This window comes from Leyella stercorea (assembly GCF_021531355.1).
GTDB lineage: Bacteria > Bacteroidota > Bacteroidia > Bacteroidales > Bacteroidaceae > Prevotella.
Window position 1 is genome coordinate 11,967 of record NZ_JADYTS010000015.1, and the last position, 15,831, is coordinate 27,797.

A 15,831-nucleotide genomic window follows, 5' to 3' on the forward strand; every position below is an offset into this window, starting at 1 on the left:
TCGTCAACTCGTTTCGTAGCTATGCGAAACGTAAATAATTATAAATATTCCGCTGATATTCTTTCGTTTAGCCTTTTTTCTGTACTTTTGCATTCTTAACACTAAGTGTACTAAATTTTTATGTCGCGCTCTCCCGAAGGTCAATATGAGCGCGCTTTTTCAGAGTTATATAACAAAACAGAAAAGAATAGATGTCAGCAGTAGAAATTCGTAAGGTTGAGTCGCGCCGCGACCTCCAAACTTTCATTGATTTTCATTATGACCTTTATGAGGGCAACGACTACGATGTGCCCAACCTCTACACCGATGAGGTGAACACCCTGCGCAAGGACAAGAATGCAGCATTCGAGTTCTGCGATGCCGAATACTATATGGCTTACAAGGATGGACGCCTCGTAGGACGTGTGGCAGCCATCATCAACAACCGCGCCAACGAACGTTGGAATCGCAAGTCGGTTCGTTTCGGATGGATAGACTTCGTCGACGACCGTGAGGTTTCGGCAGCTTTATTGAAAGCCGTTGAAGACTACGGCCGCGCACACGGCATGACAGAGGTGGTAGGACCGCTTGGCTTCACCGATATGGACCCCGAAGGCATGCTCACCGAAGGTTTCGACCAGCTCGGAACAATGGCTACCATATACAACTATCCCTACTATCCCGAGCACATGGAGGCGCAGGATGGATGGGTCGTAGACAACAAATATGTAGAGTACAAGATTCTTGTGCCCGACACCATGCCCGAACGCCACGCCAAGTTGGCTAAGATGATACAGCGTCGATACAATCTTCGCATCAAGAAAGTCACCAAGAAGGACATTTTTGAGGGCGGATACGGACGCAAGATATTCGAACTCATCAACACCACATACGCCGACCTTTACGGCTTCTCGCAGCTCACCGACCGCCAGATCGACCAGTACATCAACATGTACTTCCCCCTTGCCGACCTCAGCCTCATCACACTCATCGAGGATGCAGGTGCCGACAACAAGCTCGTGGGCGTTGGTATCACTATCCCTTCACTTGCCTATGCATTGCGCAAGTGCAAGCGTGGACGTCTGTTCCCCTTCGGATGGATACATGTGTTGCGCGCCATCAAGCGCCACAAGACCAACATCGTCGACCTTCTGCTCGTGGGCGTGCTGCCCGAATATCGCTCAAAGGGAGCCAATGCGCTGCTCTTCTCCGACCTCATTCCGCGCTATCAGAAGTACGGATTCGAGTGGGGCGAGTCGCAGGTGGAGCTAGAGAGCAACGAGAACGTGCAGGGTCAGTGGGACGACTTTGAGTGTATCTGCCACAAACGCCGCAAGTGCTATAAGAAAGATATAAAGTAATGGAAGAAGAAATCATACAGCCAACAGTCCAATATACCGACGACAACATACGCCACCTCTCCGACATGGAGCATGTGCGTACGCGTCCCGGTATGTACATCGGACGTTTGGGCGACGGCAACCTGCCTGAGGACGGCATCTACGTGCTGCTCAAGGAGGTTGTCGACAACTCTATCGACGAGTTCAAGATGAATGCCGGTCGTCGCATCGAAATCGATGTCGACGACCGTCTGCGTGTTTCGGTGCGCGACTACGGCCGCGGCATACCCCAGGGTAAGCTCGTCGAGGCTGTTTCGGTGCTCAACACCGGAGGCAAGTACGACTCGAAGGCGTTCAAGAAGAGCGTCGGACTGAACGGTGTGGGTGTGAAGGCGGTCAACGCCTTGAGCGCCCACTTCGAGGTGAGGTCGTATCGCGACGGTGTGGTCAGAGCGCTGAAGTTTGAGCGCGGCAACCTTGTGAGCGACCATACCGAGGACACTGCCGACGAGAACGGAACCTTCATCTTCTTCGAGCCCGACCCGACATTGTTCACGGGCTACTCCTTCCACGACGACATCGTGGAGACAATGCTCCGCAACTACACCTATCTCAACACGGGGCTTACCATCATGTACAACGGCCATCGCATCCTCTCGCGCAACGGACTGGCCGACCTGCTCACCGACACTATGACCGTCGACCCTCTCTATCCCATCATTCACATGAAGGGTGAGGACATAGAGATAGCCTTCACTCATACCAATCAGTATGGCGAGGAGTATCACTCGTTTGTCAACGGACAGCATACCACTCAGGGCGGAACTCATCAGAGCGCATTCAAGGAGCACATAGCCCGCACCATCAAGGACTTTTTCGGCAAGAACTACGAGTTCACCGACATTCGCAACGGTCTGGTTGCAGCCATAGCCATCAATGTTGAGGAGCCGATGTTTGAGAGTCAGACCAAGATTAAGCTCGGCTCGCTGCAGATGGCACCCGAAGGCGAAAGCATCAACAAGTATGTAGGCGACTTCGTAAAGCTCGAAGTGGACAACTATCTGCACATACATGCCGACGTAGCAGAGGTGATGCAGCAGAAGATAACCGAGAGTGAGCGCGAGCGCAAGGCAATGGCTGGCGTGACAAAGCTCGCACGCGAGCGTGCCAAGAAGGCCAATCTGCACAACCGCAAGCTGCGCGACTGCCGCATACACTACTCCGACGCCAAGAACGAACGCAAGGAAGAGTCGAGCATATTCATCACCGAGGGCGACTCAGCCAGCGGATCGATCACCAAGAGCCGCGATGTCAACACCCAGGCTGTATTCTCGCTGCGAGGCAAACCCCTCAACTCATACGGTCTGACCAAGAAGGTTGTGTACGAGAATGAGGAGTTCAATCTGCTACAGGCAGCCCTCGACATAGAGGACGGACTCGACTCGCTGCGCTACAACAAGGTAATCGTTGCAACCGATGCCGATGTCGACGGTATGCACATACGCCTGCTCATCATCACATTCTTCCTGCAGTTCTTCCCCGACCTCATCAAGAAGGGCCATGTCTACGTATTGCAGACACCGCTGTTCCGCGTGCGCAACCGCCGAACGAAGATAAAGAACAAGCAAGCCATAGCCGATGCCGACGCCCGACTCACGGGCAAGGAGAAGAAGAGCGACTTCATCACACGCTACTGCTATAGCGACGAGGAGCGCCAGCAGGCAATACGCGACCTCGGACCCGACCCCGAGATTACCCGATTCAAGGGTCTCGGCGAGATTTCGCCCGAGGAGTTTGCCCACTTCATCGGTCCGGAGATGCGACTCGAACAGGTCACTCTGCACAAGACCGACCAGGTGCAGAAGCTCCTCGAATACTATATGGGCAAGAACACTATGGAACGTCAGAACTTCATAATCGACAATCTGGTGGTGGAGGAAGACCTGCCTGAGGACGACACCCTTGCCGACGAATAAAACGGATGCGACTAAACAAACAACAAATGAAAATCATGAAAACCTTGCTTGTCCTGCTCCTTACGCTTGTGGCAGGAACGAGCGCCAACGCCCAAAGGCAGCACCCCTTGCGCAAACTTCAGTTGGCTGAGATGGCAATATCGCAGCTGTATGTCGACTCGGTCAATCAGCCGAAGCTTGTTGAGGATGCCATACGCGGCATGCTGAAGGAACTCGACCCCCACTCGTCGTACTCTACAGCCAAGGAGACGAAGGCCCTCAACGAGCCGCTCAACGGATCGTTCGACGGCATAGGCATTCAGTTCAACATGGTTGAGGACACACTGCTCGTCATACAGCCCGTGTCGAAAGGCCCGTCAGAGAAGGTGGGTATACTCGCCGGCGACCGTATCATCACCGTTGCCGACACCACCATTTCGGGTGTCAAGATGGAACGTTCGGAGATAATGCGACGTCTGCGCGGTCCGCGTGGCTCGAAGATAAAGCTCGGCATCAAGCGCCGTGGCGTCAACGAGCTGCTCTACTTCACCGTGACACGCGGCAAGATACCCGTTTACTCGGTTGATGCCTACTACATGATACGCCCGCACTTGGGATACATACGTATCGGCTCGTTTGGTGCAACCACCTACGGCGAGTTTATGAAGGCTGTCGACTCGTTGCAGACCGACGGCATGCGCGACCTCATCATCGACCTTCAGGACAACGGCGGAGGCTATCTGCAGGCATCGGTGAAGATAATAGAGGAGTTCCTTCAGAAGAACGACCTCATCGTCTACACCGAAGGACGCGCCCAGCGACGCATGGAATATCGTGCTCCGGGCAACGGACGCTTTACAAAGGGCAAGGTTTACGTGCTTGTCAACGAATATACAGCTTCGGCTGCCGAGATATTGTCGGGTGCAATGCAAGACCAGGACCGCGGCACCATCATAGGTCGCCGCTCGTTTGGCAAGGGACTCGTGCAGCGCCCTATCGAGTTTGACGACGGCTCGATGATACGCCTCACCGTGGCTCACTACTACACACCGTCGGGTCGATGCATTCAGAAGCCCTACGCCAAGGGCGACCAGGAAGACTATGCTATGGACATCGAGAAACGATACAAGCATGGCGAGCTCTACTCGGCCGACTCGATACACTTTGCCGACTCGCTGAAGTGTCAGACACTGCGCCGTCATCGCACGGTGTATGGAGGCGGAGGCATCATGCCCGACGTTTTCGTACCGCTTGATACAACGCAGTTCACAGCTCTGCATCGTCAGATTGTGGCACGCTCGCTTGTCATCAACACCACTCTGCGCTACGTCGACGAGCATCGCGCAGAGCTGAAGGCTCGCTATACATCGTTCGACGATTTCGCACGCAACTACAAGGTGCCGCAGGCAATGACCGACAGCATCTTTGCCGAGGCCGAACGCTTGAAGCTCAAACCCTTCTCAAAGGAGGAATGCGACAAGACACTGCCCATGCTCAGTGTGCAGCTGAAGGCTCTCATAGCCCGCGACATCTGGGATATGAACGAGTATTATCGCATAATGAACGAGCAGAACCGCATCGTTGCCAAGGCAGTGGAGATAGCTACTAAGTAATACAACGTATAGCTCAAATATCCCCTTTTGTATACTAAAAGGGCAAAATACAAGGCTGAAAGGAAACTTTTAACATCAAAAGAGTTTCCTTTCAGCCTTTTTTGTTTACCTTTGTGCCTTAAATTCAGTGACATAGCCGTGTGTAGACACGGTTTTGCAATCATTTTGAAATCAGATTGAAGTGTAAAAAGAATTATACTTTTTAGGAAATAACAACAAGTTAATCATAAAACACAACAGCAATGAATCATTCTACATGCAAGACTGTGTTGACAGCCATTTTATTCTTCGCCATGTCGGTTATGACAATGGCGCAAGGCAAGTTCGTACCGTTCAAGTATGGCAATTTCGATACATGGGTGACTCGCCAGATTCACGAGTCGGCAGTTATCGGCGGACAGACTAAGACCCTTTATGAGATAGGACCCAACAGAAACCTCACGGGCAACAATGCCTACGTCAATCTCGGCGGTTCGCCTTGGGGCACCAGCAATGTCATGGCTAAGGTGTCGGGCATCACCAAGACCAACAACTCTGTCTATCGCGACAACCACGGTTCGGGCCATTGTGTCAAGATGACCACCCATATCGAGACCTGCAAGGTCTTGGGACTCATCAACATCAAGGTGCTTGCAGCCGGAAGCATATTCCTCGGCGACATGAAGGAGCCTATCACAGGCACCAAGGACGGCCCCAAGGCGCTCAACTTCGGCATCCCCTTCACACACCGTCCTAAGGCATTGCGCTACGACTACAAGGTGCAGGTGCCCGGAACGCCTAACCGTATACGCCAGACCGGATTCTCCAAGGTCACAACAGTGCCTGGTGCCGACTACTGCATAGCCATGCTGCTCTTGCAGAAGCGTCATGAGGATGCCAATGGCAACATCACCGCACAGCGCGTAGGCACCGTCGTGGTGAAGTATGGCAAGTCTACAGGCAAGTGGATTGAGGATGCTACATACGAGATTCATTATGGCAACATCACCGGTCAGTCGTTCTACAACGCTGCCACTATGGGACTGCGCTCTCACGACTACGCCCGCAACTCAAAGGGCAAGAACGTGCTCGTTAAGGAAACCGGATGGGCACCAGCCGACGCTACGCCTACACACATCGTGCTGCAGTTCTCGTCGAGCCACGGCGGCGCATACGTAGGCACTGTTGGCAACACATTCTGGGTAGACAATGTTGGTCTTGTATATTAATAATGTAAGCAAGCAATTCAACATTTAACATTCAACACTCCACATTCAACACTCAAAAAATGCTCCATCGCTCACTTATCGCAATAGTCGCCATGCTGCTTTCGGCAATGCCTATGGCAGCGGCAGAGATGGTCGACACCACAGCCATCGATACCTCCACTGTGCAGACACCCAAGAAGCGCGGATTCATGACCCGCTTTCTCGACTACTTCAACGACGCTAACAAGGAGAAGAAGAACAAGCGATTCGACTTCAGCATAATCGGCGGACCGCACTACAGCACCGACACCAAGCTCGGACTGGGACTCGTAGCTGCCGGACTGTATCGCTCGGACCCTACCGATTCGCTTTCGGCTCCAAGCAATGTGTCGCTCTTTGGCGACGTATCGACAGTGGGCTTCTACATGCTCGGTGTGCGCGGCGTGCATAAGTTTCCGCACGACACCCACCGCATCGACTATACGCTCTACTTCTATTCCTTCCCCTGCTACATCTGGGGTCTGGGCTACGATATGGGCGACAACGACGACAACAAGAGCAAGATGAAGCGCTGGCAGGCTCAGGCCAAGGCGAGTTGGCTCATACGCACCGCCGACAATCTGTTCATTGGTCCTACCGTGGCGTTAGACTATGTGTATGGCCATGAAATGGAGCGTCCCGAACTAATAGAGGGGCAGCGCAGAGAGTCGTTCAATGCTGGTGCCGGACTGACCTTGCTCTACGACACCCGCGACAATCTCACCGCACCTAAGCAGGGCGTCTTCTTTCAGGTGCAGCAGTTGTTCCGCCCAAAGTTCATGGGCAACAAGCACGCCTTCTCTACCACCGATTTGCGCATGGACGCTTATCTGCCAGTGTGGAAGGGAGCAACGCTGGCAGGCGACCTGCGCACGCAGTTCAACTTCGGCAATCCGCAGTGGTCGATGCTCGCGCTTCTGGGCGACAGCTACTCAATGCGCGGATATTATCAGGGACGCTATCGCGACAAGCACAAGGTGGAGGCGCAGATAGAGCTGCGTCAGCATGTATGGCGCCGCAATGGCATCGCAGTGTGGGCAGGTGCCGGTACAGTATTTCCTAAGTTCAGCCAAATCAAGATGAATCATATATTGCCCAACTACGGCATCGGCTATCGTTGGGAGTTCAAGAAGAACGTGAACGTGCGTCTTGACTACGGACTTGGCAAATCAGGACAGAGCGGATTTATCTTCAATATAAACGAAGCATTTTAATAGAAAGCAAACTAGTGACGAGTTTACGAGTAGACAAGTAGATTTCTCCTTGTCTACTCGTTGACTCGTCAACTTGTCAACTAAAAACAATAATAATGATTTTAGACAAAAAGCTAATCATGGCCTTGCTCGCGACGGGCATTAGTGCAAACACATTTGCAGCCGAAGATTCAGACAGTCCCGATCATGTGGACTCGCGACGCGACACACTCAAGCTGAGTGAGATTGTGGTAGTAGGTTATGGCAAGATGCGTCGAAAGGACGTAACCAGCTCAATCACTACAATCCAGTCGACCGACCTCAATCAGGGTGTGTACACATCGCCTGCACAATTGTTGCAAGGCAAGGTGCCCGGACTCACCGTGTCGAACAGTGGCGACCCCAATGCTGCTCCTTCCATCACCCTGCGCGGCGCATCAACATTGCGTACGGGCGCAGCCATGGAGCCTTATTATATAGTCGACGGCGTGCCAGGCGTCGACCTCTCGCTTGTAGCTACCGACGATATCGAGTCGATAGATATCCTTCGTGACGCTACAGCCACAGCCATCTATGGTTCGAAAGCCGCCAATGGCGTTATCATCGTCACCACTAAGCATGGCTCGGCAGGCTCGGCTCGCGTCACATACAACGGCTATGCAGCTTTCGAGTCGGTGGCTAAATATCTCGACCTCGCCTCGGCCGACGAACTCAGAGCCTATGCCAAGCAGCACGGCTTTGAGCTGGCTAATGACATGGGAGGCAATGTCGACTGGCAGAAGGAAGTGCAGCGCACCGGAATGTCGCACAATCACAACCTCGCTGTGTCGGGTGGCAACGCCCGTTCGGGCTACAACGTGTCGCTGAGCTATCTCAATCATCAGGGTGTGATACGCTCGTCGGAGCTTGAGCGTTTCGGAGCGCGTGCGCTGGCACACTCAAAGGTGCTCAAGGACCACTTGCAGCTGTCGCTCGGCGTCAACGGAAGCCAGACCACCAAGAAGGGTATTGAGGCGCAGGAGCAGGGCATCAGCGTGACCGACGCTATGGTATACTACTCGCCGTGTCAGCCCGTGCGCAACGCCGACGGCTCGTGGAGCGAATCGACCAGCACTACCCAGTACTACAACCCGCTGTCTATGATCAACGAGGACACCAACCAGACCATCTACCGACGCATGCAGCTCACCGGAAAGGGCGAGCTCAACATCCTGCCCGAACTCACATGGACCGCACAGTACTCGTATCTGTACAACCAGAACGTGCTGTCGGAGTATCACTCTACAAAGTCGCAGATTGTGAAGACCCACGGTCAGGCTCGCCGTTCTACATATATGGACAACAAGCAGGTGTTTGAGACATTCGGCAACTTCACCCACAGCTTCCCCGGCTATCATCGCCTGGGTCTTATGGTGGGCTACTCGTGGGAGCAGAACAACGAGAACGACGGCTTCGGACTCACTGTCAAAGACTTTTACAACGACGCTGTGAAGTACTACAACCTCACATACGCCAACCAGATTGACGGCATTGATGCTGTGGAGAGCGGTGCTGAGTCGACACTGCGTATGATTTCGTTCTACGGACGTGTCAATTACTCGTTTGCTTCGCGCTACAACTTCCAGGCTACATTGCGCCGCGACGGTTCGTCGGCATTCGGCAAGAACCACCGTTGGGCTACATTCCCCTCGTTCTCGGCTGCATGGCGCATTGGCGAAGAGGAGTGGGTGCGCAACCTCGATATCTTTTCCGACCTTAAGTTGCGCGTAGGCTATGGCGTATCGGGCAACTCGCTCGGCTTCGACGCTTATTCGGCACGACGCACTTACGGTGTGAGCGGATGGTTCACATTCACCGACGAGAACGGTGTGACATCAAACAAGCACACACTTGCCGCCACCAACAACGCCAACCCCGACCTTAAGTGGGAGCGCACGGGAATGTTCAATATAGGCTTAGACTTCGGATTCTTCAACTCGCGACTCACCGGTACAATCGAATATTACGACAAGCGCACATCCGACCTTATATATTATTATCCCGTTTCGACCAACCGTTTCCCCTTCGGCACAATGACTGCCAATGTGGGCGACATCACCAACCGAGGCATTGAACTTACCATCAACGCCATTCCCGTGCAGAACGAGGACTGGCAGTGGTCGTCATCGCTCAATCTCTCGCACAATAGCAACCGCGTTAAGAAACTCTCTAACGCTGCTTACTCTGTAAGCTATCAGGACCTTGCCTATCCTTGGATTACGGGCAACACCGGTGTGGCTGTGCAGCGTCTGATGGAGGGCAGTCCTATCGGTCAGTTCTACACATACGAGTATGCCGGACACGACGAGAACGGAGTGTCGCAATTTTGGGTGCACGACCCTGTAACGGGCGAGCGCACTGGCGAGAAAACCATCAAGCCTACCGATTCCGACCGTACCAAGACTGGTTCGGCTCAGCCTAAGCTCACACTCGGATGGAACAACACCATATCGTACAAGAACTGGGACCTCACACTCTTCTTCCAGGGTGTATTCGGCAATAAGATATTCAACGCACTGCGTGCCCAGTACAATGCTGTGTCGATGATTCCGAAGGGCAAGAACGTGTTCCGCGAGGCTCTGACCGACCAGAACTACAACGACGTCAACTCGCAGTCGCCTTCCGACCGTTATATCGAGAACGGCTCGTTCCTGCGCCTCTCGTCAATGTCGCTGAGCTACGACTTCGGCAATCTGCACGGATGGGTCAACAATCTTTCGGTATATGCTACTTGCAACAACGTGTTCACGCTGACCTCATACAAGGGTTGCGACCCTGAGGTTTCGCTCGGCGGACTGACTCCGGGCATCGACTGGCGCAAGGACTACTATCCGCACACACGCACGTTCATGCTCGGAATGAAGGTCAGCTTCTAAGACAGAGCAAGCCCTGCCAAGCTTTCACAAGCATTGGCTCAGCAATGCCCAAAGAGGCTTAGTCAGGCATAGTAAGGACCCATAAATCCATTAATCAATCATTAATAAAGAAATGAAGAAATCGCTTCTTTTCGCGCTCGCTTCATCGGCTATGGTGCTCGCCACAAGCTGCACCAATCTCGATGTCGACGTGAAATCACAATATACCGACTATCCAACGGAGTCGGAAGTGGCTCTTGAGGCCAAGATGGCGGATGTGTATTATGCCTTCCGCAAGCAGTTGGGCGACAACTACAACCGCATACAGTCGTTCTCGTCTGACGAGGTGGCTGGCATAAGTTTCGACGGCGACTACTACGACAATGCCGAGAATGTGAACCCAACACTGCACAACTTCAAGTACGACAACAAACCCCTCAACTATTGGGCCGACCTTGCGTCGGGCATCACCAAGTGCAATCAGGTGATAGAAGACCTTGGCGGTGACAAGGCGAAGCCCGAGCAGATAGCCCCGGCACGTGTGATGCGCGCCTTCTATCACTTCATTCTGATGGACAGCTTCGGCGATGTGCCAATCCTCGACTGTCTGCCCGACGATGACGAGGCTGTAGAGCGTATGCCACGCCGTCAGGTGGCTGAGTTCATAGAGAGCGAACTGAAGGATTGCCTGCCCTCGCTCACCAAGAACTGCAACGCTGCCACATACGGCAAGCCAACCTACTGGATGGCTGAGGCTCTGCTTGTGAAGCTCTACATCAACTGGGCTGTATATACTGCCGACAATGTGGCTGACTACGATGCTGCCACATCGCGCAATGCTAAGCTTGACGAATGTGTGCGTCTGTGCGACGACATCATGCAGAACGGACCTTTCGATCTCTCGGACAACTATCGCAAGAAGTTCCTCTACAACAACGGTCCGCAGATAAAGGACTTCATCTATGCCATGCCTTACGACAAGGTCAATGCTACGGGCATGCTGTACGGACGCTACCGTACATTCCGCAAGGTAGACAATGGCGACACTATGGGCTATCTGGGTGGCAAGATGAACAAGTCGTGCGCAGGTATATTCGCCTTGAACGAGGAGTACTCAAATCTCTTCACATTGAAGGGCGACGACCGCAACGAGATTATCCTCGGTGCCACTACCGACGGTAAGGTGTACATCCACGACGCTCTTACGGGCGAGGCTACAATTCAGCCGTATATGTACAAGGGCAGTCAGCTCGTGCTCTCAAAGAAAATCAACCTCAAGGACGATTCGGAGACATCGCGCCAGCAAATCAACTGTGGTGCCAACGCCACTGGATGGAGCCAGGGCTATCGCTCATTGAAGTTCTATCCCAACCCCAATGAGTATTCGGAGTACAACCGCAACCAAAGCAACGACGTGCCTATCTTCCGCTTTGCCGACATCATCCTGACCAAGGCTGAGGCTCTGCTGCGTGGCGCCCGTGCCACCAATGCCGATACGCCGGAGTCGCTGCTCAATCAGATTCGTACCTATGTGCATGCAGCAAAATTTGTGGGCAATCCCTCATTGCAGGACATCCTCGACGAGCGCGGACGTGAGTTTGTCGACGAAAACTGGCGTCGCAACGACATGATTCGCTTCGGTACATTCGAGAGCGAGTATGGTTTCCATCGCAAGGGATTCCCCGGTGCGCGTTTTGACAAGTCATGCCGTATACTTCCAGTTCCTAAGGCCATCATGGACGAAAATCAGAACTGGAAACAGAACGAAGGTTATAAAAAATGAAATTACGCTTATTACTCTCTCCACGCTTCCTCTTCTTCTACATGGTGCTGTCGCTGGCGGTGCCCAACGTGGCATTATGTTTCACTGAGAATACACCATTGATGGCAGATGTGGTAGGCGTGTTGCTACCTATATTGGTTTATGCTCTCGTCATGTCGCTCGACCGCTGCATCGGGCGCATGGTGTGGGTACTATTCCTGCTTGTCTTCTTCGCAGCGTTTCAGATGGTGCTCGTATATCTATATGGCAACGGTGTGATAGCCGTCGACATGTTCCTCAATCTCGTCACCACCAATCCCGGTGAGGCTATGGAACTGCTCGACAATCTGGTGCCAGCCGTGGCAGGCGTGTTCATACTCTATCTGCCGTTGCTCGCAATAGCGGCATGGCAGTGGGCTAAGGGTGTGCGCATCGACAGCGAATTTCAGCGCCTTGCCATACGCCGTGCGTTGTGTTTGATATTGCTTTTGGCACTGCTGCTCGTAGGCTGCTACGTAGCTTATCCCAAAGGCAACGAGAAGAAGGGCAAGTTTGAATATCACATTGAGGACAATATGTATCCCGTCAATGTGTTCTATAATCTGTGTCTGGCGGTGCATGAGAGTTCGCTTTCGGCACATTACAATGATAATGTAGCCGATTTCCGCTTCAATGCAGTGTCGGAGCATGCCAAGGACTCGGCTGAGGTGTATGTGCTCGTAGTAGGCGAGACAGCCCGCTCGCGCGACTTCCAGCTGTATGGCTATAATCGTCCAACCAATCCGCTGCTCTCGATAACCGACGGACTGCTCGTGTTCCGCAACGTGCGCTCGCAGTCGAACACCACTCACAAGAGTGTGCCGATGCTCCTGACCGCTGCTACTGCCGACGACCACGACCGTCTGCATCACGAGAAGGGTATATTGGCGGCTTTCCGTGAGGCAGGATTCTATACCGTGTTCCTCTCCAATCAGCAGCCCAACCATTCGTATATCGACTTCCTGGGCAGTCAGGCTGACGAACATCTCTTCATACGCGAGGCTGACGCAAAGGCCGATGAGGCTGAAGGTGCAAGCGCCTCAGGCAACGATGTAGTGGCGCAAACGAGCGACGAGCGACTGTTGCCATTCTTCAACAAGGCAATGGCAAAAGGGCACAAGAAGCTGTTTGTAGTGCTGCACATGTACGGTTCGCACTTCAACTATCGCGACCGCTATCCTCAGTCGCGTGCCCGCTTCGTGCCCGACACGCCCACTGAGGCAAAGCCTGAGAACCGTCCGCAGCTTGTCAATGCCTACGACAACACCATTCTGCAAACCGACTACATACTGCATAGCATCATTGAGAAGCTGCGTTCTACAGGTGCCGTGTCGGCAATGATGTACACGTCCGACCATGGCGAGAACATATTCGACGACTCGTGCCGCTTGTTCCTGCATGCTTCGCCGCGTCCGTCGGAGTATGACACCGACGTTCCGCTGCTTGTGTGGACTTCTGAAAGCTACGCACGTGAGTATGCTCCGGTAGTAGACGCAATGAAGTCGAATCTGAATAAGGGTGTGCAGACCAGTGCTTCTGTATTCCCGACGATGCTCAGCATAGGCGGCATAAGCACCAAGTCACGTGTAGACAGTCTGTCGCTCACCAACCGTAGTTATCGCATGGGCACACGCCTATATCTCAACGATCACAACCATGCTGTGCCGTTGGCAATGTACGGAATAAAATAAAAGCGGTCTTGGCTTACCAGTGTCTGAACAATTCTACGTTCACGCGTAAGCCCATGCCGTCGAAGTGCCAGTTGCGCTGTGCCACAAACATTCCCAACGACAATGCTCGTGTAGAGAATCCGTAGCCGTATTCGATGTACGGATTGAGCTGTTTAACGGTGAGAGCATTGACGTATATGCGTTCCTTCTCAATCAGTCGGCCGGCAATAGGCAGCCATGACAGAATGAGTAGGGGAGTCTCGTAGGCAGCATTGGCACGCACGTAGTATTTCGAGGCGTTGTACCATCCGCTGTTCAACAACTCAAACGAGCACGCCCAGTCGTCGTTCCATCCTCCGGGAATGTTGTTCTCGCGGAAGTTGGAGTAGTCGAGGAAGTAGCTGCCGAAACCCTTGTGGGTGTAGAATCCGGTGCCGGCACGCAGTTGCAGATAGCTCAGTGCCGACAGATGGTGCTTGTATTGTCCGTCAATCTCCAGGCGCTCGTAGTCGGTGTCCGACCCAAGCATTCCGCGTATGCCGCGCTCGTAGTCGATGGTGAGTATAGGGCCGTTGTAGCCCAGTGGGCGATAAGTGAGTTCGGCAGTAGGAGCCACAGAATTGTAAGAGTCTTTTCGTCCAAGGAAGTTGAAGCTGTGGTCGTCGATAGCCGTACGCTTGTGCGACACGATGCCCACTTCCAGCCCCCAATGCGACGACGGGTCGTAGTGGGCAACAGCCTTGAAACTGTGGTCGCGGAAGTTGGTAAGGTTCAGACGCGACCAGTCGATACTGTCCTTACGCTCCAGACGTATGGCATCCATCAATTCCGAATTATATATATGCCGTCCGCTCGACCACTCGGTGCGTATGTAGGCGTTGCGTCGCTGATTGATGTAGAAGGTGAAGGGGAAGTCGAAGTATATCTGTTTTTGCTTGAACGAGTAGCCCGTCTTGAATCGGAGTTGCAAGCCTTGGCGCTCATTGAAGAAGTATGAGCCTCGTACGTCGAACTTATAAGTCAGTCCACGGCGTCCGCTGTAGCTGAACGACAGAGGATTGAGCACCGGACTGACGCGGAAGTTGCCTTGCGAGTGGGTGCCGAAGTTCTGGCGTGTGCGCATGAGCAGTCGTCGTCCCACGTTTTTCCATAGTATCTTGGTCCAAGTCTTGCGCTTGTGCGAATGCTTTGTAGTGTCGGCTTGCGCAGCATCGCGTGCCGCATAGTAGCGGCTATAAAGATATTGTTCGTGGCTGTTTGTAGGTATAGGACGCACAATGTTGAGCAGCGCCGTGTCGCGGCGGTTTACGATGCGGGTAGAGTCGGGCAGCCTCTTGGGCAGGTCGAACACCGTAGTATATTCGGCAGTGATGTCGTTGCCAAGAAAAAGAAAGCGTGCGTTGAGGTTGCATTGTGCGGGCATGAGCGTCTTCACGCCCTCGTCGCCGGTGGTCATCGTAACGTGAAAGCGCACGAGGTCGTACTCACCGTCGAACGAAGTCTCCAGAATACGACCAGTAGACTCCTCGATACGTGCCCATCCGCGCACCAGTTTGGTGTTCTTCAGTCGCGGACGGAAACTCACAATCACGGCACCTCGCATAAACGGGCTTACCTTATAGCGGTAGAAGCGGCGGTTGCGCAGATGGAAAGGCGAAATTATACGGCCGTCGATAAGCAGTTCGTCGTAGATAAGCGGAGTGAGATATTTCAGCACGGTAGGCATTGTTCGCATGCCGTAAGGAATAGTGTTGCGTTCGAGCATCTGCGTCAGACGCATGTCGCCCGGACGTTTCATAATCACACGGTCGTAAGTCTCGCCCACATGTTCGCGCACTCCAGTGTTTGCAATTGCATACATCGTAGGAATGGCGAGTAGTAGACAGTTGCGCTTGTTGGCACGGATGTCGTATTTCAGATAAGCATAGCTCTCCTGCGTCTTTAGCCCCGTGGTGTCTACCGAAGCAGCATAGCCGAACACACGCTTCATAATCTGAAGCGCGTACCTGCGGTCGGCGGCGTGGACGTCGTTGCAACCAGCCATTGCCAGCACTATTACGAACAGTATATTTAAGATGTTTCTCACTATGTATATATGCTTTGCAAAGTTACGCAAATTTCATGTATCACACATTTTTTTGTTCAAAAATTTGGCATTCT

General features: G+C 53.1%; 9 protein-coding genes. 8 read left to right on the top strand and 1 reads right to left on the bottom strand.

The genetic code is table 11. The features are described 5' to 3' along the window. Nucleotides 1-191: 191 nt before the first annotated feature. From I6E38_RS05335 to I6E38_RS05370, 8 genes are all read left to right on the top strand, one after another. Nucleotides 192-1,340, top strand: a complete 1,149-nt coding sequence (locus I6E38_RS05335) for an N-acetyltransferase (protein ID WP_235393023.1) — start codon at nt 192-194, stop codon at nt 1,338-1,340. Next, entirely contained in the window at nt 1,340-3,295 is a 1,956-nt protein-coding gene (locus I6E38_RS05340; RefSeq protein ID WP_235393024.1) for a DNA topoisomerase IV subunit B, read from the top strand. The genes I6E38_RS05335 and I6E38_RS05340 overlap by 1 nt, the downstream gene beginning before the upstream one ends. A 35-nt stretch (nt 3,296-3,330) precedes the next feature. Then, nucleotides 3,331-4,887, top strand: coding sequence for a S41 family peptidase (locus I6E38_RS05345; protein WP_235393034.1), 1,557 nt, complete (start codon nt 3,331-3,333; stop codon nt 4,885-4,887). 293 nt (nt 4,888-5,180) lie between these two features. Beyond that, on the top strand, nt 5,181-6,095 hold the full coding sequence (locus tag I6E38_RS05350; protein ID WP_407936646.1) for a PCMD domain-containing protein: 915 nt from the start codon (nt 5,181-5,183) through the stop codon (nt 6,093-6,095). A gap of 107 nt (nt 6,096-6,202) precedes the next feature. Then, entirely contained in the window at nt 6,203-7,327 is a 1,125-nt protein-coding gene (locus I6E38_RS05355; RefSeq protein ID WP_407936647.1) for a BamA/TamA family outer membrane protein, read from the top strand. 95 nt (nt 7,328-7,422) lie between these two features. Further along, on the top strand, nt 7,423-10,221 hold the full coding sequence (locus tag I6E38_RS05360; protein WP_235393026.1) for a SusC/RagA family TonB-linked outer membrane protein: 2,799 nt from the start codon (nt 7,423-7,425) through the stop codon (nt 10,219-10,221). A 112-nt stretch (nt 10,222-10,333) separates the two neighbouring features. Continuing rightward, on the top strand, nt 10,334-11,983 hold the full coding sequence (locus tag I6E38_RS05365; protein ID WP_235393027.1) for a RagB/SusD family nutrient uptake outer membrane protein: 1,650 nt from the start codon (nt 10,334-10,336) through the stop codon (nt 11,981-11,983). Further along, on the top strand, nt 11,980-13,692 hold the full coding sequence (locus I6E38_RS05370) for a phosphoethanolamine transferase family protein (protein ID WP_235393028.1): 1,713 nt from the start codon (nt 11,980-11,982) through the stop codon (nt 13,690-13,692). Before I6E38_RS05365 ends, I6E38_RS05370 begins: the two co-directional genes overlap by 4 nt. A 13-nt stretch (nt 13,693-13,705) precedes the next feature. Here the strand turns inward: I6E38_RS05370 and I6E38_RS05375 are convergent, their stop codons facing one another. Then, nucleotides 13,706-15,757, bottom strand: a complete 2,052-nt coding sequence (locus I6E38_RS05375; RefSeq protein ID WP_235393029.1) for a DUF5686 family protein — start codon at nt 15,755-15,757, stop codon at nt 13,706-13,708. Nucleotides 15,758-15,831 lie beyond the last annotated feature (74 nt).